19 protein-coding genes are annotated in these 18,769 nt (G+C 70.8%); 7 read left to right on the top strand and 12 right to left on the bottom strand.

Features of this window, described 5'->3' with window-relative positions; all coding sequences use genetic code 11:
* Positions 1-44 precede the first annotated feature (44 nt).
* On the top strand, positions 45-950 hold the full coding sequence (locus ABZ880_RS29645) for a helix-turn-helix transcriptional regulator (protein ID WP_361268977.1): 906 nt from the start codon (positions 45-47) through the stop codon (positions 948-950).
* A gap of 19 nt (positions 951-969) precedes the next feature.
* Here the strand turns inward: ABZ880_RS29645 and ABZ880_RS29640 are convergent, their stop codons facing one another.
* The 4 genes from ABZ880_RS29640 to ABZ880_RS29625 form a co-directional block, all read right to left on the bottom strand.
* The gene (locus ABZ880_RS29640) at positions 970-2,079 is read right to left on the bottom strand and encodes an FAD-dependent oxidoreductase (RefSeq protein WP_361268649.1); all 1,110 of its coding nucleotides are present in this window, start codon (positions 2,077-2,079) and stop codon (positions 970-972) included.
* 239 nt (positions 2,080-2,318) lie between these two features.
* Positions 2,319-2,987, bottom strand: a complete 669-nt coding sequence (locus ABZ880_RS29635; protein ID WP_361268646.1) for a dihydrofolate reductase family protein — start codon at positions 2,985-2,987, stop codon at positions 2,319-2,321.
* Complete coding sequence (locus ABZ880_RS29630; RefSeq protein WP_361268644.1) at positions 2,987-3,493, bottom strand: SRPBCC family protein; 507 nt, start codon at positions 3,491-3,493, stop codon at positions 2,987-2,989. Before ABZ880_RS29630 ends, ABZ880_RS29635 begins: the two co-directional genes overlap by 1 nt.
* Before the next feature lie 3 nt (positions 3,494-3,496).
* Positions 3,497-3,838 carry a metalloregulator ArsR/SmtB family transcription factor gene (locus tag ABZ880_RS29625; RefSeq protein ID WP_361268642.1) on the bottom strand — a complete coding sequence of 114 codons (342 nt, stop codon included), beginning with the start codon at positions 3,836-3,838 and terminating at the stop codon, positions 3,497-3,499.
* Positions 3,839-4,113: 275 nt separating this feature from the next.
* On the opposite strand from ABZ880_RS29625, the gene ABZ880_RS29620 reads away from it, so the two are divergent.
* Positions 4,114-5,070 carry a helix-turn-helix domain-containing protein gene (locus tag ABZ880_RS29620; RefSeq protein WP_361268640.1) on the top strand — a complete coding sequence of 319 codons (957 nt, stop codon included), beginning with the start codon at positions 4,114-4,116 and terminating at the stop codon, positions 5,068-5,070.
* Between the two features lie 9 nt (positions 5,071-5,079).
* On the opposite strand, the gene ABZ880_RS29615 is transcribed toward ABZ880_RS29620, so the two are convergent.
* The 5 genes from ABZ880_RS29615 to ABZ880_RS29595 form a co-directional block, all read right to left on the bottom strand.
* Complete coding sequence (locus tag ABZ880_RS29615) at positions 5,080-6,066, bottom strand: NAD(P)/FAD-dependent oxidoreductase (RefSeq protein ID WP_361268637.1); 987 nt, start codon at positions 6,064-6,066, stop codon at positions 5,080-5,082.
* Positions 6,056-6,382 (bottom strand): ferredoxin, encoded by a 327-nt coding sequence (gene fdxA, locus ABZ880_RS29610; RefSeq protein WP_361268635.1) that lies wholly within the window; start codon positions 6,380-6,382, stop codon positions 6,056-6,058. The genes ABZ880_RS29615 and fdxA overlap by 11 nt, the downstream gene beginning before the upstream one ends.
* Before the next feature lie 3 nt (positions 6,383-6,385).
* Positions 6,386-8,530 carry a molybdopterin-dependent oxidoreductase gene (locus tag ABZ880_RS29605; RefSeq protein WP_361268632.1) on the bottom strand — a complete coding sequence of 715 codons (2,145 nt, stop codon included), beginning with the start codon at positions 8,528-8,530 and terminating at the stop codon, positions 6,386-6,388.
* A 123-nt stretch (positions 8,531-8,653) separates the two neighbouring features.
* On the bottom strand, positions 8,654-9,037 hold the full coding sequence (locus ABZ880_RS29600; RefSeq protein WP_361268629.1) for a VOC family protein: 384 nt from the start codon (positions 9,035-9,037) through the stop codon (positions 8,654-8,656).
* A gap of 61 nt (positions 9,038-9,098) precedes the next feature.
* Complete coding sequence (locus tag ABZ880_RS29595) at positions 9,099-10,082, bottom strand: winged helix-turn-helix domain-containing protein (protein WP_361268626.1); 984 nt, start codon at positions 10,080-10,082, stop codon at positions 9,099-9,101.
* Positions 10,083-10,225: 143 nt separating this feature from the next.
* Between ABZ880_RS29595 and ABZ880_RS29590 the strand changes: the two genes are divergently transcribed.
* Both ABZ880_RS29590 and ABZ880_RS29585 read left to right on the top strand, forming a co-directional pair.
* On the top strand, positions 10,226-10,675 hold the full coding sequence (locus ABZ880_RS29590) for a peptidase inhibitor family I36 protein (protein WP_361268624.1): 450 nt from the start codon (positions 10,226-10,228) through the stop codon (positions 10,673-10,675).
* A gap of 300 nt (positions 10,676-10,975) precedes the next feature.
* Complete coding sequence (locus ABZ880_RS29585) at positions 10,976-11,401, top strand: peptidoglycan-binding domain-containing protein (RefSeq protein WP_361268621.1); 426 nt, start codon at positions 10,976-10,978, stop codon at positions 11,399-11,401.
* Positions 11,402-11,672: 271 nt separating this feature from the next.
* On the opposite strand, the gene ABZ880_RS29580 is transcribed toward ABZ880_RS29585, so the two are convergent.
* The gene (locus ABZ880_RS29580; protein ID WP_361268618.1) at positions 11,673-12,146 is read right to left on the bottom strand and encodes a MarR family transcriptional regulator; all 474 of its coding nucleotides are present in this window, start codon (positions 12,144-12,146) and stop codon (positions 11,673-11,675) included.
* A gap of 105 nt (positions 12,147-12,251) precedes the next feature.
* Here ABZ880_RS29580 and ABZ880_RS29575 point away from each other — a divergent pair, with 105 nt between their 5' ends.
* Entirely contained in the window at positions 12,252-13,184 is a 933-nt protein-coding gene (locus ABZ880_RS29575) for an NADP-dependent oxidoreductase (protein ID WP_361268615.1), read from the top strand.
* A 116-nt stretch (positions 13,185-13,300) separates the two neighbouring features.
* Here ABZ880_RS29575 and ABZ880_RS29570 read toward each other — a convergent pair whose 3' ends face one another.
* Together ABZ880_RS29570 and ABZ880_RS29565 are read right to left on the bottom strand one after the other, a co-directional pair.
* Entirely contained in the window at positions 13,301-15,865 is a 2,565-nt protein-coding gene (locus ABZ880_RS29570) for an FtsX-like permease family protein (protein ID WP_361268613.1), read from the bottom strand.
* The gene (locus ABZ880_RS29565) at positions 15,865-16,605 is read right to left on the bottom strand and encodes an ABC transporter ATP-binding protein (protein WP_361268611.1); all 741 of its coding nucleotides are present in this window, start codon (positions 16,603-16,605) and stop codon (positions 15,865-15,867) included. Before ABZ880_RS29565 ends, ABZ880_RS29570 begins: the two co-directional genes overlap by 1 nt.
* 217 nt (positions 16,606-16,822) lie before the next feature.
* Here ABZ880_RS29565 and ABZ880_RS29560 point away from each other — a divergent pair, with 217 nt between their 5' ends.
* Positions 16,823-18,121, top strand: coding sequence for a sensor histidine kinase (locus tag ABZ880_RS29560; RefSeq protein WP_361268608.1), 1,299 nt, complete (start codon positions 16,823-16,825; stop codon positions 18,119-18,121).
* Complete coding sequence (locus ABZ880_RS29555; protein WP_361268606.1) at positions 18,090-18,761, top strand: response regulator transcription factor; 672 nt, start codon at positions 18,090-18,092, stop codon at positions 18,759-18,761. The genes ABZ880_RS29560 and ABZ880_RS29555 overlap by 32 nt, the downstream gene beginning before the upstream one ends.
* Positions 18,762-18,769: the final 8 nt, after the last annotated feature.

Genomic DNA, 18,769 nt, shown 5'->3' with positions numbered 1-18,769 from the left:
GCAGGGCCACCTTCATGGGCACCACCGAGGCCATACTGGAGGGCATGGACGATCTTGCGGGTTTCCTGCGGACCCGGCGTTCCCGGGTCGACCCGGTGGCCGCCGGCATCCCCACCGACAGCCGCCGCCGGGTCGCAGGGCTGCGTCGCGAGGAGGTCGCCCACCTGTCCGGAGTCAGCGTCGACTACTACGTACGTCTGGAGCAGGGCCGCGCGACCCAGCCCTCCGAGCAGGTCCTCGACGCGCTCGCCCGCGTCCTGGGCCTCGACGACACCGAACGCGGGCACCTCTACCGGCTCGCCCGGCAGCGCCGCCGCCGCGCGAAGGTGACGGGCGGGCGGGTCCGGCCGGAGCTGCTGCGCGTCCTCGACCTGGTCGCCGACGCGCCCGCGCTGATCATGAACCACCGCATGGACGTGCTCGCCGGGAACCGCCTCGCCGGGCTCCTCTACGGCCGTCCGATACCGGGTCTGAACCCCGCCCGGCACATCTTCCTCGAGGAGGCCGAGCGCGGCCTGTACGCGGACTGGGAGAAGTGCACCCTCGACGTGGTCGGGCACCTGCGCCTGGCCGCGGGCAAATACCCCGAGGACCCCCGACTGGCCTCGCTCATCGGCGAGTTGGCGATGGGCAGCGAGCGCTTCCGCCGCCTCTGGGCCCGCGCGGACGTGCGCGCCCGCACCCATGGGCGCAAGCCGTACCGGCACCCGCTGGTCGGGCTGCTGGAACTGCACCAGGAGAACTTCGCGCTGCCGGGTGAATCAGGCATGGAGCTGCTGGTGCTGTCCGCGGCCCCCGGCAGCCCCACCGAGGACGGGCTGCGCCTGCTCGCGGGCCTGGGCGCGGACGGCGGTGACGCGCGTCCAAGGCCCGCCGCGCGTACGGGGACCGCGTCGGCGCCCTGGGCGAGTAGCCACGCGCCCATTGCCGCTGACGATTCGACGCCGTGAAGTTCTCAAGATCGCGCTGTCACGGGAGGAAGCGCTCCGGGCGGAAGTCCGCGAGCATCTCGTCTTGCTTCCCGCTGACGATCTCCGAGGCGAGCAGCCGGCCGATGACCGGCCCGAGCGTGATGCCGCTGTGGGAGACGGCCTCGTAGTAGCCCGGCACCGTCGGCACCGCTCCCACCGAGGGGAATCCGTCGGCCGGGATGGGCCGGTTGGCCACCCGTGTCTGTGCGATGCGGGAGTCGGCGAGTGCGGGAACGACGTGCTGCACCGATGCGTGCAGCAGCCGTGCGAGGTGCGCCGGTTCTTCGCCTGTGTCGATGAGTGCGTCGATCTCGCGGCTGTGGAGGACGACCGAAGCGTCTCCGTCGGGACGGATCTCGATGTGGGGTGCGTGCATGGCCCGGTGAATCGGGACCTGATCACAGTCGATCCGGGTGACGACGCCGGGTTCCCGGCGCATCGGCAATGGGCGTGCGACGAGCCCGGCGATGTGGGCGGCGCTGGGGCCTGCCGCGTTGACGACGATGTCGACGTCGAGAGAGCTCCCGTCGGACAGGGCAACGGTGCGGATGCTCTCGTCGGCACCGGTGCCGATGTCACGGACCGCGGTGCCGGACCGGAGCTCGGCGCCGGATGCAACGGCCTGGCCGACCAGGCGGCCGACGAGATGGTGTCCGTGCACCCAGGCTTCGTCGGGGTAGAACAGGACGGGAAGCTCACCAGGCATCGTGAGAGCAGGTTCGAGGCGGCGGCGCACCTCGGCGCCCGTGTACTCCTCGACCCGGTAGCCCCAGTCGGCCAGCAGTCCGGCTGTTTCCAGGTTCTTCGCCTGCGCTGCGGGATCGTCTGCCCAGCGCAGGTGGCCGCTGGGGTACCACCACGAGTCCGGCCCGATAATCCCGGCAAGCTCACGGTGCGCCGCCATGCCCGCGACGTTCAGGTCGAAGTAGGACTTGCGCACGGTCTTGTTGCTGGCGTTGACCCATGAGAAGGACCAGTTGCTGACGCCTTCGCCCGGCCGGCCCGCGTCGATGAAGACCACCTCGGCGCCGTGCCGGGACAGGTTCCAGCCCACGCTGGCTCCCAGGACGCCCACTCCGATGACGGCAACCCGTTCAGGCCGCTTCACGGACCCGATCCTCACGAACGCCGCCTTCCCGGATCACGGGCGAACTCCCGTCTCCAGCTCGGGCACCAGCAGTCCTCTCGTCGTACGGCAGCCGGACAACGATGACGCTGGCCGGCAACGCGGACACCTGCACCCGACCGCGGGACTTCGGCCGGATCCAGGCGGCGGTGAACTGGAACAAGGAGCACCCGCCGGCGCGTCTGTGGAGGTTCCACGACGACGCCGCGAGGTCGAGACGGTCACCGCTCCCGGACTGCGTAGGTCAGGTGGGTCACCCGCTGCGTCGGCTCCGCGCGGACCGGCTCCAGGGCCACGCGGCTCGCGTCCACGCCTTCGAACAGGCGGATTCCGGAGCCGAACAGCACGGGTGCGAGCGCGATCGTGAACTCGTCGATCAGGCCGGCGTTCACGTACTCCAGGATGGTCGTGCCGCCGCCCGCGATGCGGACGTCGCGGTCGCCGGCGGCCTCGCGGGCCTGGTCGAGCGCGGTCTCGATGCCGTCGTTGACGAAGTGGAAGGTGGTCCCGCCCGGCCGCTCCCAGGGGTCACGCTTCTCGTGCGTCACGACGAAGACCGGCGTGTGGAACGGCGCCTCCTGCGGCCAGGACTGCTCGCCGAGGTCGAACATGCGCTTGCCCATCACGCTCGCGCCCGTGCGCTCGAACGTCTCCCGCGCGACGTCGTTGTCGCGCCCCTCCTCGCCGCCCTCGCCGAACTTCAGGTTCTCCCGGAAGAACCGCTGCGGGAAGATCCACTGATGCAGCTCCATCCACTGCGCCATCCAGCGCTGCACATCCGGGTCGTCCTGCTTGTCGGGCGCGAAGAGCTCGTCTTCGACGGGCACGGACTCGGGCGCGACGAAGCCGTCCAGCGACATCGACACGCTGAAGAACACCTTCCCGGCCATCAGCCCTCCGCTCCCTTCCGAACCAACTCGGTGACGTAGGCAGCCAGGTTGCCCAGGGTCTGCCGGCCGCCCTCGATCGCGTGGTACTTCTCGACCGCCTCGTCGCGCAGTTCCCTGGTGGGGAACACCGTGCGCAGCTCGATGCGGGTCGCGGCACCGTCGGTCTCGAACGTCAGGACCGACTCGAAGGCGTTCGGGTCGCCGCGGGACTCGCCGTGCAGCAGTGCGATCCGCTGCGGCGGGGCGATCTCGGTCCAGGAGATCCACTCCTGGTAGTCCGTCCCGTCCGGTCCGTGCATCACGAAGACCCACTCCCCGCCGACGTGGAACTCGAACGACTGCGTGGTCGTGGTGAACCCCTCCGGTCCCCACCACCGCGACAGGTGGCGGACCTCGGTGAACGCCTCGAACACCAGCTCTCGTGGGGCGTCGATGACCCGGGAGATGACGATCTCGCGGTCGGCCGTCGCGGACTGCGCCGGCGCTCCTCGTCCCGTCGCGCTCATCAGCTACTCCTCCTGCCTTGCCTGCTTCAGGTCCTGCACGTAGGCGTCGAGCCGGTCGAAGCTCTCGTTCCAGAACCGCTCGAATCCGCCGGTCCACTCGTGGACCGGCCGCAGCCCGCGGGCGTCGAGGCCGTAGAGGCGCTGCTTGCCCGCCTTGCGGTCCCGCACCAGCCCGACCTCCCGGAGCACCCGCAGGTGTTTGGACGCCTGCGGCTGGCTCATCCCCAGCTCCTGGGCCAGGTCGGTGACCGGCCGCTCGCCCGCCCGCAGCAGTACCAGGATCTCCCGGCGCTGCGGCTCGGCGATCGCGTTGAAGACGTCCGACGTCGTCGCTGCTCGTGCCATGGCCGCCATCGTATGCCCATATCGGCATGCGTCAAGCCGGAGACGGCCGGCAGCTGGATCCGGCATTTCCCGCGGCAGGCATTTGACCAGCGGCGACGAGGGAGTACCCCCCGGCATCCGGGTTTTCCGGCCGTTTACACGGTAAAAACGATCCGCCTCCAGAGATGGCCAACACTCGGGAGGACGAGTACTCATGCACCAACCCGTACTCGCGCAACGACGAGTACTCGTACAGCGCCGGACCGAGTGGGCACGGCATACGAGCGAGGTGGGCCATGACGACGAGGCCGAGCGAGGCGAACACCGACCGGCGAGAGGCCTGGCGTGACCTGCTCCGGGACCATTTCGTCAGCCTGGACGTGGACGTCGAACGGGACGGCGGCATCTTCGACGGTGCCGTGCGCAGCGACTTCCTCGGCCATCTCCGGGTGTCGGGGGTGCGCTCGGTGGACCAGGACATCCTGCGTACGCAGGAACTGCTGCGCCGCGACGGCGACCGCTACCTCCAGGTCTGCCTGGTCCGCCGCGGTGCGGCGCGTGCCGCGCAGGACGGGCACGAGGCGCTGCTCCGCCCCGGCGACTTCGTGGTGTACGAGACGGAGCGGCCGTTTCAGTGGTGGCTGCGCTCGGCCGCCGACACCCCCTACTGGGAGCTCGCCGTCTTCACCTGGCCCCGCGACACGATCCGGCTCAGCGACAGCGAGTCGGCCCTGCTGACCTGCCGCACGCTGGAGGGCGGCAGCGGCATCACCGGAGTGCTGAGCAGGATGCTGGCCGACCTGCTCGTCGAGAAGCCGACCGTCAGCGACGGGGGCGCGATCCGGATCGCCGACGAGATCGGCGACCTGGTGGCGACCATCGCGACGGAGGTGCACGGCTCCGGCGCCGGCACCGACCGGCACGCCGATCTGCTGCGGCAGATCGACACCTACATCGCCGACAACCTCGGTGATCCGGACCTGTCCCCGGAACGCGTCGCGCAGGCGCACTTCGTGTCCACGCGCCAGCTCCAGCGGATGTTCGCCGGCCGGGGACAGACGGTGTCCCAGGTGATCCGCCGGCAGCGGCTGGAGCGCTGCCGACGCGACCTGCTGACCCGCCGCGGCGGCGAGGCGACTCTCACCGAGATCTGTGTCCGCTGGGGGTTCACCGATCTCGCCGTGTTCAGCCGGGCGTTCCGGGAGGTCTACGGCGCCTCGCCGACCGCCTACCGGGCCCGGGCCCGGGCGTAGGGGCGCCCGTCACACGCCGTCGCTGGAGTGGCCCGGCACGGTGGCCAGCGTCGGATCGACCACGGGGGCGAGGTGGTTGACCGCGAGTGCGGCCTCGCCCAGGCCGACCGAGATCAGCGCGACCTTGCCGTCGTAGTCGGCGATGTCGCCCGCGGCGTACACCCGCGGGCGGCTGGTGCGCATGGTCCGGTCGACGGCGATGTGCCGGCCCCGCATCTCGAGCCCCCACTTGGTGAGCGGGCCGAGGGTGGCCACGAAGCCGAGCGCGGCCACCACCGCGTCCGCCCGCAGCCGCTCGCTCGCACCGGTGTCGAGGTTGCTCAACTCGACGTGCTCGACTTGGAGTTCGCCATGGATGTGCCGTATCTCGTGCGGGGTGTACAGCCGCACCGACGACGTGCGCAGCATCCGGACGCTGTGCTCGTGGGCCCGGAACTGCGGCCGGCGGTGGACCAGCGCGACCGAGCGGGCGAGCGGTTCGAGCGCCAGCGCCCAGTCCACCGCGGAGTCCCCGCCGCCGACCACCACCACGTCGGCGCCGGTCAGTTCGGCGGGCTTCGGCACGAAGTAGCGCAGGCCGCGGTTCTCGTACTCGGAGCCCGCGGGCAGCGGGCGGGGCGTGAAGCTGCCGATCCCGCCGGTGACCAGGACGGCCTTCGCCGTCACCAGGGTGCCGCGATGGGTGGTGACCGTGACGCCGTCCGCCGTGTCCTCGAGGGTCTGCGCACTGTGGCCGAGCAGGTAGCGGGGCTTGGCCTGCGAGGCCTGCTCGACCAGGGCGTCGACGAGGTCCTGGGCCTTCACCGCGGGGAATCCGGCGACGTCGTAGACCTGCTTCTCCGGATACAAGGCCGCCATCTGGCCGCCGGGGTGTTCGAGCGCGTCGACGACCGTGACGGACAGGCCGCGGAACCCGGCGTAGTAGGCGGCGTAGAGGCCGACCGGTCCGGCGCCGACGATCAGCAGGTCGCTGTCGCAGCCGTGCTCAACTCCCATCGCCGCCACGCCTGTTCCGCAGCAGGGCGTGGTCGACGCCGATCGGTCCGCGCGCCGAGGCACCACCGGCCGCGTCCTCGTGCTCCTCGAAGAACTCGACGGCGGCCGCGGTGAACTGGGCCAGTTCCACGGGGATCCGGTGCTCCCAGTGGATCGCCTCGCTGGGGCAGGCGGTCATGCACTTGCCGCAGTCGACGCATTCGTCGGGGTGGATGTACATCATCCGGTCCCCCTGGTAGATGCAGTCCACCGGACACTCCTCGACGCAGGCCTGGTCGAGGATGTCGGCGCAGGCGTCGGTGATGACGTACGCCATGGGTCAGGCCCTTTCGATCTGGACGAGGGTGTCGGAGAACGTGGGCGCGTTGCCCAGGTCGGCGAAGACGGTGGGGTTCAAAGAGGCCATCGTGGACAGCGACTTGGTGTGCATGCGCCAGCCGCCGTACGCCGACACGGCCACGCCCGCCAGGACGGACTTGTCCACCTTCGCCTTGACCACGAAGGAGCCGCGGTCGTTGAAGATCCGTACGTCGTCGCCGTTGGCGATGGAGCGTTCGGCGGCGTCGTCGGGGTGGATGAGGACGGTGGGCTCGCCCTGCACGCGCTGGTGGAAGGGCAGGTTGGCGCTGCTGGAGTTGAGGTAGGCGTGCGGCTTGGGGGTGATCAGGTTGAGCGGGTGGCGTGCGGCCAGGGCGGGGTTCGCGCGGGCCGACTCGCGGGGCGGGATGTAGTGCGGCAACGGGTCGACGGGCGTGCCGGGTTGGTGGTCGTTCGATCCCTGCCGGAACAGCGGGACCACGAAGTTGCCGGCGGTCTCCGCGATGGAGGACTTGAACTCGACCTTGCCCGACGGTGTGGGGAAGTTGCCTGACGCGTACGGGGCGTACTGGTCCGCGGGCGGCACGTTGAGCCGCTGCCAGCCCTTCTCCCTCAGCGAGTCGAGGGTGAGGCCCTGCATGGCGGGCGCCGACCAGTCGAACGCCTCGGCGATCATCTCCTCGTCGGTGCGGCGGAACACCGGCTCACTGAAGCCCATGCGGGCAGCCAGCCGCCGGAACAGCTCGGTGTTGGGCACCGCCTCGCCGAGCGGTGCGATCGCGCGGTGGTTGTAGGTGACGTAGAGGTGCCCCCAGGAGAACATGATGTCGTCCTGTTCCAGCTGGGTGGTGGCGGGCAGCACGATGTCGCCGAACTGAGCGGTGTCGGTCATGAACTGCTCGCTGACCACGGTGAACAGGTCCTCCCGCCGCAGGCCCTCGATCAGCCTGTCCTGGTCCGGGCACACGACCACCGGGTTGGAGTTGTAGACCATCAGGGCCTTGATGGGCGGGTCCAGGTCGAGGCCGCCGGTCAGCGCCTGCCCCAGCAGGTACTGGTTGACGACCCGCTTGCCGGGTTCGAGCATCTCCGGGTGCATCATCGCGCCCCAGTTGACGGGGAACGCCCACAGCGGCAGCTGCAGGATCCCGCCGCCGGGCTTGCGCCAGGCACCCACCAGCGCGGGCAGACAGGCCAGCGCCCGCACGGTCTGACCGCCACCCGCGTGCCGCTCGACGGCCACGCCGATCCGGATGACGGAGGGCTGCGCGGCGGCGTACTCGCGGGCCAGCCGACGGATGTCGTCGGCCGGAACGCCGGTCTCCTCGGCGGCCCACTCGGGCGTGCAGGGCCGCACCCGCTCGGCCAACTCCTCATATCCGACGGTGTAGTTGGCGATGTACTCGCCGTCGGTCAGCCCCTCCCCGATGATCACGTTCATCATCGCCAGCGCGAGAGCGCCATCCGTGCCGGGCCGGATCGGAATGTGCCAGTCGGCCGCCCGGGCGGTACGGGTCTTGACCGGGTCCACCACGACGACGGTCGCGCCACGCTTGCGGGCCTCGGCGATGAACGGCCACAGATGCAGGTTCGTACTCATCACATTGCAGGCCCAGATGAGGATGAACTTCGAGTGGACCAGGCTCTCCGGGTCCACGCCCGCGCAGTCGCCGATCGTCATGGTGTACGCCGTGCACGAGCCGGAGTCGCAGTACGTGCGCTCCGCGATGGTGGCGCCCAGTTTGGCGAAGAAGGGGTCGCCGACGTTGAGGCCGTTGAGGATCCCCTGCGTGCCGAGGTAGCTGCACGGCATGATCGCCTCGGGCCCGAACTCGGCCGCGATCCCCCGGAACCGGGTCGCGATCTCGTCCAGCGCCCGGTCCCAGCTGATCCGCTCGAAGCGGCCGCTGCCCTTCGGACCCGTGCGCCGCATCGGGTACAGCACGCGGTCCGGGCTGTACACCCGGTCCAGGTAGTTGTCGACCTTCACGCACAAACCACCGCGGGTGTACGGGTGTTCGCGGTCACCGGTCAGGTTCACGGCCCTGCCGTCGGTGACGGTGATCCTCATCGCGCAGGTGTCGGGGCAGTCGTGCGGACACGCACCCCGCACCTGGGTCGTACCGGTCGCCGCTGTTGCGCTCATCTGCCTTCCCCTCGGATCGTGCCTGGCTCGATCGTCGGGGACGGCACCGCCGGCGGTCGGGCAGCAGGCGACAGACTCTTGACGGAGGGCGACAGAAGCAGGGGCGCCTACGACGCCCAGGGCTCAGGACGACATCGCAGCCCGCTCGGCCGCGCTGCGGAGGACACAGAATTCGTTGCCCTCAGGATCCGCCAGGACGGCCCAGCCCGCACCGTCGCTTCGGCGGCGATCGGTGACCAGGGTGGCGCCGAGGCCGAGCAGCCTCTCGACCTCCTCCTCGCGCGAGGTCTCCGGGCGCAGGCACAGGTGGATCCTGTTCTTGACCGTCTTCGGTTCCGGCACCTGGTTGAAGTGCAGCAGCGGACCCTCCGGCAGCATCACCTCGGTCTCCGGGGCACCCGGCCTGTCCTCCGGATGCAGCGGACAACCGAGCACCTCGCTCCAGAACCGGGCCAGTTCATAGGCATCCGCACAGTCGATCGCCACGTTCTGCACCACTGAGACCATGTGCGTGAGCCTGCCCCAGGCACGGCTCCGGCTGCCACCGAATTGCGCCGCTGCACCGGGCTCAGCGGCCACCCGGCCCCGTTCGCAGCAGGGCGGCTCCGAGCGGGGTCAGGGTGTGCAGGACCGTGTTGGCGTGACGGTGGCTGGTGATCAGGCCGGCGTCGCGCAGTACGGCGGTGTGATGGCTCGCCGTCGTAGGGGTCACACCGGCCCGGCGGGCGGCCTCGGTGGTGGTGGAACCGGTCGCGCTGGCTCTCAGGATGGCGGCGCGGGTCGGGCCGAGCAGCACGTTCAGCGGTGGGGCGTCGGCGTGCGAGGTCGTCGCCGGCAGATGGTGGAGGGGGCACAGCAGCACGGGCGGAAGCCCGGAATCGGCCAGGGCGATGGGCACGTGCCAGCAGAAATGGGACGGGATCAGGAGCAGCCCCCGCCCGTCCAGGCGGACGTCGCGGTGGTCCGGATACGGCTCGATCTCCAGAACCGGTGGCCGCCAGCGGACCGTGGGACCCAGTCCGGTGAGCATGCCCTCCGTCCCGGAGTGGAACAGGGTGTGCGCGTGCCGGGCCCGCTCGGCGTGCAGACGTTCCTGGATACGCTCCTCGTGAGGGGCGATCACGGCACCGTAGTAGGCGCGCAGGGCGCCCACGAGTTGTTCGCGCATGTCCCGCTCGGTGAGCCGGTGTGCCCAGGCCGGGGCACCGACGGCCCGGGTGAGCGTGTCGACCTCCCGCACGACCCGCCCGTACGGCGTCGCCACAACGGCCTCCAGACCGGCGTCCAGTCCTTGAGTGCCCTCCAGTGGCGTCAGGAAGTCGGGGAAGTAGCTGGCGCGCGGGAAGAGCGGCAGCAGGAAGGTCTTCACCGTCCGTTCGAGCCCGGCCTCGCGCAACGAGTCACGCGCGGTACGCAACCAGGGCGCGTAGGCCCAGCGGCCTTCACGGGTCTGGAGCCGGTGCAGACTGGCCGCGATCTCCCAGAGCGCATGCGGCTCGGTCGCCACTCTGACCTTGGTGAGGTCCTCGGGAGTGAAATGAAAGCGGAGCATCCGTTTCTCCGTGGGCCACCGTTGTCGACCTGCGAAGTGTCAGTGCACTCGCATGAGCATGACAGTGGCATCACCGGGCCGGAAACATGAATTCCCGCCAGCCCCAAGCCAGTTGGCACACCCTCCACGAGAAAGGGCACGGGATGTCCTCGTACCAGCAGGAGCACGACCGGAAGTCCAGCCGCACACCCCGTCGGGGCCGCAGGGCCCTCGTCGCCGCGTCGCTCACCTTCGCCACGGCCGCCCTGGGCCTGATCGCACCGAACGCCGCGAGCGCCTCGGCGCAGGCGGCGTGGGACTGTCCCAGCGGCAATCTGTGCATCTGGACCGGCGACAACGGCACGGGCAGCCGGTGCACGTGGAGCAACGCCGACTCGGACTGGTACAGCGGTTCCGTCCAGTGCTCGTGGGCCGACAACCAGGTCGTCGGATCGGCCAAGAACAGCGGCACGTCGTCCTCGTACAACTACGTCATCCTCTACGAAGGTGCCAACTACGGCTATCCCGGCTACTGCATCGAGCAGCACGGCGGCACCTGGGCGAACCTCGACGTCAAGCTCCGCTCCCACCGCTGGCGGGCCTCCTGCAGCTGATCCGCGGATGACCGGATGAGTGGTCGGCGGGCCCCGGAGTACCGGGGCCCGCCGATGCATGCTCGCCGACGGCGCACCGCTTTCTGACGGGCCTTCATAAAGCTTCGGCAGCCAGCCCACCAAGCTGCGGCATCCTGCACGCCCAGAGATTCACGTCCCGCCACCGCGCCGTCACTCCGCGGCGGCACACGGGTACTTTTCAGGGATCGCTCGGCATCCTCAGACAGTCGTCCTCGAGATGCAACCGGGGTGCGCGAAGCGCATGATGAGGACAGTGCTCCCTCGTTGGAGGTGATGAGGATGCGACGTGCTTTCACCGCCGCAGCGGCCCTGGCCCTTCCAATTGCCCTTGCAGGAGCTCCGGCTGTCGCGGCATCCCACAGCACTTCTGCAACCGCCGTCGTGGCCGGCGCTCAGACCGCACACAAGTTGAAGCATCCAACAACCCTCGTGGCCCAGGGGCCGGACGACATCTGCAACTACACCAAGAGCCGCCCAAGCCTTCACCAGGGATCCTCCGGGCGGGCCGTCCAGCAAGCCCAGTGCTACCTGAACGAGGCCATCGGCGCCGGCCTGGACGAGGACGGAGACTTTGGCCGGCTCACGAAGTCCGCAACAGTGGACTTCCAGCAATGTGCCGGCATCGTCGTCGACGGGCTGATCGGAGCCCAGACCTGGTCCTTCCTCTCCTTCTGGGCCAACTCCCCAGACGCGCCTTTCTGTTGACGAAGGTCAGGGCCATGCGGTCCTGAAACCCGACAGATTCCTGAGGCCAGGGCTGCCCTGATCGGTTGACCACTCCCGCCCGAGATGGATTCATGCTCCGCGGGAAGCCGGCCACCGGATTCGGAGTAGCGGTTCCCTTCTGCGGTATGGCAGGCGGCCGACCACTGGGCATCGCCAGTCGGTCCTTGCGCTGTGGGGCTGGCTCCGTCCGGCGGTGACCTGAAATCCCTCACGCCGCTCCGTGCGCGGCGACCTCCGTGGTCATCGGAGATCACCCGGCTTCGGCAGCCCCTTCGGTCATACGGCGGCTCGCCTCGCCGAGGCCGTCGGCGAGGGCGCGTACCTGGTCGGGCGTGAGCGCGTCGAAGAGGAGTTCGCGCACCGTCTCCACATGGCCGGGCGCCGCCTGTTGCAGCAGAGCCATGCCTGCGTCGGTGAGTACGGCGTAGACCGCGCGCTCATCGCTCGGGCACGAACGGCGGCGCACCAGGCCGGACTTCTCCAGCTGCCCGATCTGATACGTCAGCCCGCTCTTGGAGTTGACCAGGGCGCCGGCCAGTTCGGCCATCCGCATCTCCCGGCTCGGGGCGCCACTGAGCCGAGCGAGGATCTCGTACTGCAGACCGGACAGGCCGACATCGCGCTTGAGTCGCTGCTCCAGCTGCCTGAACAGCAGCGCGTGCGCGGTGGTGAAGGCCGTCCAGGCGCGCTTCTCCTCATCGTTCAGCCATCGCGTGTGGCCCACGCCACCACCCTCTCGGTTGTTCAAATTGGAACTCGCAGTCTACCGTCAGCGGTGCGTTTCAAATTTGAATCAAACGACCTGGCTGACGCCCATTGCGGAGTAGACATGAACCGAACAACACAGGCAGTCCGTTTCGACCAGTACGGCGGCCGTGACGTACTGCGCGTCACCGACATCCCGGCGCCCGAGCCGGGGCCGCGGGAAGTCGTCGTCGAGGTGCGGGCCGCCGCGATCAATCCCTTCGACGCAACGATCCGCTCCGGGGTGATCCGGCACCTCTTCCCCGTGGACTTCCCCTCCGGCCAGGGCAGCGACCTCGCGGGAGTCGTCGTGGCCGTCGGTGCCGAGGTCGGCCAACTCGGCGTCGGTGACGAGGTGTTGGGCTGGACACCGGCAGCGGGCGCGCACGCGACGCACCTTGCCGTCCCGGCGGAGCGGCTGGTGGCCAAGCCGCCCCGGGTGAGCTGGGAGGCGGCGGGCTCCCTGCACATGGTCGGCGCCACGGCCTACGCGGCCGCCCACGCCGTCGCCGCCCGGCCCGGGGAGACGGTCGCGGTGTCCGCCGCCGCGGGCGGGGTCGGTTCCTTCCTCGTGCAGCTGTTCACCCACCAGGGCGTACGCGTGCTCGGCATCGCCTCGCCGGACAACGACGAGTGGCTGGAGAAGCACGGCGTCATCCCGGTGCCGTACGGAGACGGCCTTCGCGAACGGCTCGAACGGGCAGCGGGAGCAGGCGGAATCGACGCGTTCATCGACCTCTACGGGCCCGAGTACCTCGACCTCGCGGTCGACCTCGGCATCAAGCCGGACCGCATCCAGACGACCGTCGCCATGGAACGCGCCGCGGAGATCGGCGCCAGGACCGACGGCCGCCACAACGCGACCGCCCGCGAGATCCTGGTGGAGCTGGTCGAACTGGTCGCCTCGGGTGCCGTCGAGATCCCGATCGCCGCCACGTATCCGCTCGACCGGGTCGCCGACGCCTTCGCGCAGCTGGAGCAGCGGCACACCCACGGCAAGATCGTCCTGTTGCCCTGACGTATCTACCCGGCGTTGAAGCGATACGCCCCCGCCCGGGCCCTGTAGCCCTTGCAGGCCGCGCCGCTGGAGGCGTCGTCCCGTAGGAAGGCGACGCCGCCCGGACACCGCCGAGTTCACTCCCTGACCCCGATCGCCTCGACCGGACGGATCCGCAGCAGCAGCCGTGCCGGCACCATCATGCCCGCGGTGGCCAGGGCCGCCAGGGCGCCCGCGATCGCCACGTAGCCGAGAGCGGGTACGGCGGGCCACGGCGCCCCGCCCAGCGCCAGGGCGACGAGGACCAGCGGGAACACGGCCAGCAGTGTGCCCAGCCCCACCCCGGCCAGGACGACGACGGCGCTCTCCCTGCGCATCATGGCGGCGACCTGGCGCCGTGCGGTGCCGGACAGTCGTAGCAGGGCGAACTCCCGGCGGCGGGCCGCAGTGGTCATGGCGAGGGAGTTGACGACGGTGATCGCGGTGTAGGCGATGATCACGCCGACGACGAGGTAGTTGACCCAGGCGTTCGCGCGCTGTTCCGCCAGCTGGTCGTCGACGGCCAGGCCGTCCCGGACCACCGTGCCCGGGTAGCGGGCTGCGACCCGGGTCAGGGCCTGGGTGAGGCCGTGCGCCGAGGGGGCGGCGCGGACGAGGACCGACGCGTCGGCCTTCTGGGTGGTGTGGGCGAGCAGGAGGTCGTGGTCCAGGGTGACGTCGGCGAAGCCGAGGCCGCGTGTGTAGACGGCGATCACCTTGCCGCGGAAGGGGGTTCCGTCGCCGAGGTGGAGCCGTGCGGTGTCGCCGACGCCGAGGTCGAGCCAGGAGGCCGCGGTGGTGCTGAGGGCCACTGTGCCGGGTGACAGCTTCTTCAAGTCGCCCTTGGCGGTGTGCAGATCGAGGGTGGTGCCGAGTGCGTCGGGGTCCACTCCCTGGGCGCCGAGCGAGACGGCCTCCTGGGCACCCATCATCTCGCCCGCGGCGACGACCTTGGACTTCACCAGTCCGGTGGCTGCCGCGACCTGCGTCAACTCCCCCACTTTCGCGGCCAGATCGGGGGACACCCCGTTCGGTGCGGTGAGCACATGGTCGGCGACGAGGCCCGAGCGCACCTGGTCGGAGGACTCCCGCAGGGCGGTGGTCTGGGTGAAGACGACGGTCGACGCGAAGGACACGGCGAGCACGAGCGGGGTGATCGCCCCGGCCAGACGGCCCACGTTGGCACGGGTGTTGGCCGCGGCGAGGTAGCCGGTGACGCCGGTGCGGTCGAGCAGCGGGGCGAGCAGGCGTACGGCCGTGCGGGCGAGCAGGGGGCCGAGGACCGCGGTGGCGATCACCAGTAGAAGGACAAGGGAGTTGGCGAGGCCGACCAGGGTGAAGAAGTCGGCGTGCTGGGCGAGGCCGGTGACGAAGACGCCGGCCGCGAGCGCCAGCAGCACACCACCGGTGATCCTGCGTCCGCGGCTCAGACCGGAGGGCTCCACGGACGCCTCGCCGAGCGCCTCGGTCGGCCGGATCCGGGTCGCGCGCAGGGCCGCGGTCAGGACGGCGGCGAGTGCGGTCAGCACGGTCGCCAGGACCGCGCCGAGGAACGGCAGCGGGCTGAGGGCGAGTTGGAAGTCGGGTGGCACGATGCCGTGTCCGGCGAACCGGCCGCGCAGCCAGTACACCAGGACCAGTCCGAGCGGACCGCCCAACAGTCCGGCCACCCCACCCGTCGCGGCTGCCTCCGCCGCCAGCATGCGCCGCACCTGGCCCGGCGTGGTGCCGATCGCCCGCAGCAGGGCGATCTCCCGGCGGCGGTGCCGCACGGACAGCGAGGTGGTGGCGTACAGGACGAAGACGGCGATGAGCAGGACGTTGCCGCCGACGGCGGCGGCCAGCACCACGAGGTTGGATCCGCTGACGACGACGTCGAGGAACTCCGCCCGGCCGCGCCCCTGCCCCGTGTGTACGGCGAGACGGTCGTCGTCGAGCGCGGAGCGGATGGCGCCGGCGAGCTGTCCGGGTGAGGTGCCCGGGGCGGCGAGGACGCCGAACGCGTAGGCGGTGGGGGTGAGTTGGCGCAGGCCCGCGTCGGAGAGGAAGAGCACGGAGTGGCGGGGTGCCCGGCCGTCCTTCAGGGCGGCGAGGCCGGCGACGGTGTAGGTGCCGGGCACGGTCGTGGTCATCAGCCGGAGCTCGTCGCCGGGGCGCACTCCCGCCCGTCCGGCGAGTTCGGAGTCCAGGACGATCTCCTCGGCCGTGCGCGGTGCATGGCCCGTGGTCAGCCGGAAGTCGCCCAGGCTCAGGCCGGACCAGTTGTGGGCCTCGGGTGCGGTGCCGTGGCGGCCGGGTACGGGGCGGCCGTCGGCCGTCGCCAGGCGTACGGTGGCGCCGTCGTCCTCGATCACCGTGCGGACGCCGTCGACGTGCCGGATCCGGTCTGCCGTCGATGAGTTGAGCGGCGCGCGTTCGGGCAGTGGCTGGGTTTCCTTCAGGGTCGAGCCGTCCAGGTCCTTCAGGGTCAGTGTGACGTCCTGTCGGCCGGTGACGATCGCGTCGGCCGCCGCGTACCGCTCGGCCGAGGAGCCCGCCCGGATGCCCGACTCCAGGAGGATGCCGGAGGCGCAGAGCACGGCGGCGCCCAGCAGCAGGGCGACGAAGGTGCCGGCGAAGCCGCCTTTGCGGGCTTTGAGGGTCTGCAGGGCGAGGGTGAGCATCACACCGACCTCCGCAGGCCGGACATGACCTCGGCGACCCGGTCCGCGCTGGGGCCGACCATGCCGTCGACGACGCGTCCGCCGCTGAGGAAGAGCACCTGGTCGGTGTGGGCGGCGGCGACCGGGTCATGGGTGACCATCACCACCGTCTGGTGCAGGTCGGTGACGGCCTGGCGCAGCAGGACCAGGATGTCCCGGGCCGTCTCCGGGTCGAGTGCGCCGGTGGGTTCGTCGGCGAAGATGACCTCGGGCCGGGTGACCAGGGCGCGGGCGATCGCCACGCGCTGCTGCTGGCCGCCGGAGAGCTGTGCGGGGTAGCGGGTCAGCCGCTCGCCGAGGTCGACGGCGGTGACGATGTGGCGCAGCCAGGTCTCCTCGGGCTGCCGTCCGGCCAGTCGCAGGGGCAGCAGGATGTTCTGCTCGACGGTCAGCGACGGCAGCAGGTTGAAGGCCTGGAAGACGAAACCGATCCGCGTGCGGCGCAGTTCCGTCAGCCGTTGTTCCCGGAGTTTCGAGAGGTCCTGCTCGCCGAGGCGCACCTCGCCCGCCGTGGGCCGGTCCAGGCCGGCCGCGCAGTGCAGGAAGGTGCTCTTGCCGGAGCCCGAGGGGCCCATCACGGCCGTGAAGGTGCCGGACTCGATGCCCGCACTGACCTTGTCGAGGGCCAGGACCGCGTCCGGTCCCTCCCCGTACTGCTTCGTCAGGTCCGTGAGTTGGACCGCGTACCGGCTTGCGAGCACCGTGACTCCTCGTGCGACCGTCCGTGGGTGATGTCTCAAGTGCACCGGTGGAACGGGGACTTGGCCTCGGCCACGCAGTCGAACCGGCTTCTCGGCCGGGCGGGCGAGGCAGCCCGACGTCTCCTCCTTCCGGAGGAGGCTGCACGGAGGAGAGCGGTCGGGACGTTTCAACCCCAGGTGAGATCACGAGCGTTGGCGATCCGGCTAACGTGACGGCATGGACCGGATCGAGTCGCTGGCGGGACGCCCTGTGCCCCGGGCCGTCACCGACACGGCCCTCGCCCTGGTGCTCACCGCCGGGTGCCTGGCCCTGCCCCTGGCAATGCCGCCCGACGGTCCCGAACTGCGCGCGCCGGACGCCCTGTGGGTCGTACTCGTCCTGCTGACCACGCTTCCGCTGGCGCTGCACCGGCTGTTCCCGCTGTCCGCCCTGCTGGTGGTGTCGGTGGCCGCGGGCGCGCTCCAGGGGCTGCACTACTTTCCCGCGCTGTCCGGGCCCGACGGCACGTCCATCGGGCCGACCTACATGGCCGTCGCCACGGCCGTCTTCCTGACCGCCACCCGCAGTACGCCGAGGATCGCGGCCCTGGTCGGGTCGGTGCTCATCCCCGTGGCGGCCGTGACCGAGGCGGTGCTCGCCCCGGCCGGGCACCGGATCGCCGCACTGCTGACCGAGGCGGTGCTGCTGGTCGCCGCGTGGGCGCTGGGGCGGCTGACCCGGGCGCGCGCGGCCATCCGGGACCAGGCGCTGGAGCGGGCCGCGGCCCTGGAGCGGGAGCAGGCCGCCGACGCGCGGGCGGCGGTCATGGAGGAACGGGCGCGGATCGCCCGCGAGTTGCACGACATCGTCGCGCACAACGTCAGCCTGATGGTCGTGCAGACCATCGCCGCCGACCGGGTCCAGGACCGCGACGCGCACAAGGCCCACGAACTGCACGGCGCCATCGAGGAGACCGGACGGGCCACCGTCACCGAACTGCGCCGCCTGCTCGACGTACTGCGCACCGACGAGGAGGCCGAGGACGACCCCAGCAGGCAACCGCCGCAGCCCACCATCGAGGCCCTGCCCGCACTGGTGGACTCCGTGCGCGCGGCCGGGCTCCAGGTCGACTTCAGCACCAGCGGTACTCCCGCCGAACTGCCCGCCGGGTCACACCTGACCGTGTACCGGGTCGTGCAGGAGGCCCTCACCAACACCCTCAAGCACGCCGGCCACACCCGGACCGCGCTCAGCCTCGCCTGGGAACCGGAGCGCGAGCGGCTCACCGTACGACTGTGCGACGACGGCCCGCCGGCCGAAGGCGAGCCGGTACGGCCGCCGGTCGCGGCGCACGGCACCGGGCACGGCCTGGTCGGCATGCGCGAGCGGGTCGGCGCGGTCGGCGGCTCCCTGCACACCGGCACCCGGCCCGGCGGCGGCTACTGCGTGCACGCCGTCATCCCGCTCCCCACCTCCGAAACCCGGCACGAAGGGCACACCCCGTATGCAGGTCATCCGCGTCCTGCTGGTCGATGACCAGCCCATGATCCGGACGGGATTCCGGCTCATCCTCGAAGCAGAGCCGGACATCACCGTCGTGGGCGAGGCGGCGGACGGCGCCGAGGCCGTCGAGCGCACCGAGGCGCTGTCCCCCGACGTCGTCCTGATGGACATCCGCATGCCGGGCATGGACGGCGTCGAGGCCACACGCCGCATCGTGCGGTCGGGCTCGCCCAGCAGGATCGTCATCCTGACGACCTTCGACCTCGACGCCCATGTGGTCGACGCCCTGCGCGCCGGAGCCAGCGGCTTCCTCGTCAAGGACGGCCCCGCCGACTCCCTGGTCGGCGCGATCCGCACGGTCGCCGACGGCGACGCGGTGCTCTCCCCGCGCGTCACCCACCGGCTCCTCGACCGCTTCGCACACCTGGCCGCACCCGCGGACGCACCCGTGCCGGCCCGGCTCGACGCCCTCACCGGCCGCGAACTCGACGTACTGCGCGCGCTCACCCGCGGCCTGTCGAACGCGGAGATCGCCCTCGAACTCGGGGTGGGCGAGACCACGGTCAAGACACACATCGCCCACATCCTGGAGAAGTACGGCCTCCGCGACCGGGTCCAGGCGGTCATCCTGGCGTACGACAGCGGGCTGGTCGTTCCCCGGCAAGGCCGTTGACCCACCGG

It is taken from the genome of Streptomyces sp. NPDC047043 (assembly GCF_040644055.1).
In the GTDB taxonomy this organism is placed as follows: Bacteria; Actinomycetota; Actinomycetes; order Streptomycetales; family Streptomycetaceae; genus Streptomyces.
The sequence above is the reverse complement of the archived record's forward strand: the minus strand, read 5'-3'. Positions and strand labels throughout refer to the sequence as shown.

Bases quoted from the DNA above. Each gene is read 5' to 3' on its own strand.
- ABZ880_RS29645 (WP_361268977.1), top strand. From the start codon at position 45: ATGGACGATCTTGCGGGTTTCCTGCGGACCCGGCGTTCCCGGGTCGAC.
- ABZ880_RS29635 (WP_361268646.1), bottom strand. From the start codon at position 2,987: ATGGCCGGGAAGGTGTTCTTCAGCGTGTCGATGTCGCTGGACGGCTTC.
- ABZ880_RS29630 (WP_361268644.1), bottom strand. From the start codon at position 3,493: ATGAGCGCGACGGGACGAGGAGCGCCGGCGCAGTCCGCGACGGCCGAC.
- ABZ880_RS29625 (WP_361268642.1), bottom strand. From the start codon at position 3,838: ATGGCACGAGCAGCGACGACGTCGGACGTCTTCAACGCGATCGCCGAG.
- ABZ880_RS29620 (WP_361268640.1), top strand. From the start codon at position 4,114: ATGACGACGAGGCCGAGCGAGGCGAACACCGACCGGCGAGAGGCCTGG.
- ABZ880_RS29615 (WP_361268637.1), bottom strand. From the start codon at position 6,066: ATGGGAGTTGAGCACGGCTGCGACAGCGACCTGCTGATCGTCGGCGCC.
- fdxA (WP_361268635.1), bottom strand. From the start codon at position 6,382: ATGGCGTACGTCATCACCGACGCCTGCGCCGACATCCTCGACCAGGCC.
- ABZ880_RS29605 (WP_361268632.1), bottom strand. From the start codon at position 8,530: ATGAGCGCAACAGCGGCGACCGGTACGACCCAGGTGCGGGGTGCGTGT.
- ABZ880_RS29600 (WP_361268629.1), bottom strand. From the start codon at position 9,037: ATGGTCTCAGTGGTGCAGAACGTGGCGATCGACTGTGCGGATGCCTAT.
- ABZ880_RS29595 (WP_361268626.1), bottom strand. From the start codon at position 10,082: ATGCTCCGCTTTCATTTCACTCCCGAGGACCTCACCAAGGTCAGAGTG.
- ABZ880_RS29590 (WP_361268624.1), top strand. From the start codon at position 10,226: ATGTCCTCGTACCAGCAGGAGCACGACCGGAAGTCCAGCCGCACACCC.
- ABZ880_RS29585 (WP_361268621.1), top strand. From the start codon at position 10,976: ATGCGACGTGCTTTCACCGCCGCAGCGGCCCTGGCCCTTCCAATTGCC.
- ABZ880_RS29575 (WP_361268615.1), top strand. From the start codon at position 12,252: ATGAACCGAACAACACAGGCAGTCCGTTTCGACCAGTACGGCGGCCGT.
- ABZ880_RS29570 (WP_361268613.1), bottom strand. From the start codon at position 15,865: ATGCTCACCCTCGCCCTGCAGACCCTCAAAGCCCGCAAAGGCGGCTTC.
- ABZ880_RS29560 (WP_361268608.1), top strand. From the start codon at position 16,823: ATGGACCGGATCGAGTCGCTGGCGGGACGCCCTGTGCCCCGGGCCGTC.
- ABZ880_RS29555 (WP_361268606.1), top strand. From the start codon at position 18,090: ATGCAGGTCATCCGCGTCCTGCTGGTCGATGACCAGCCCATGATCCGG.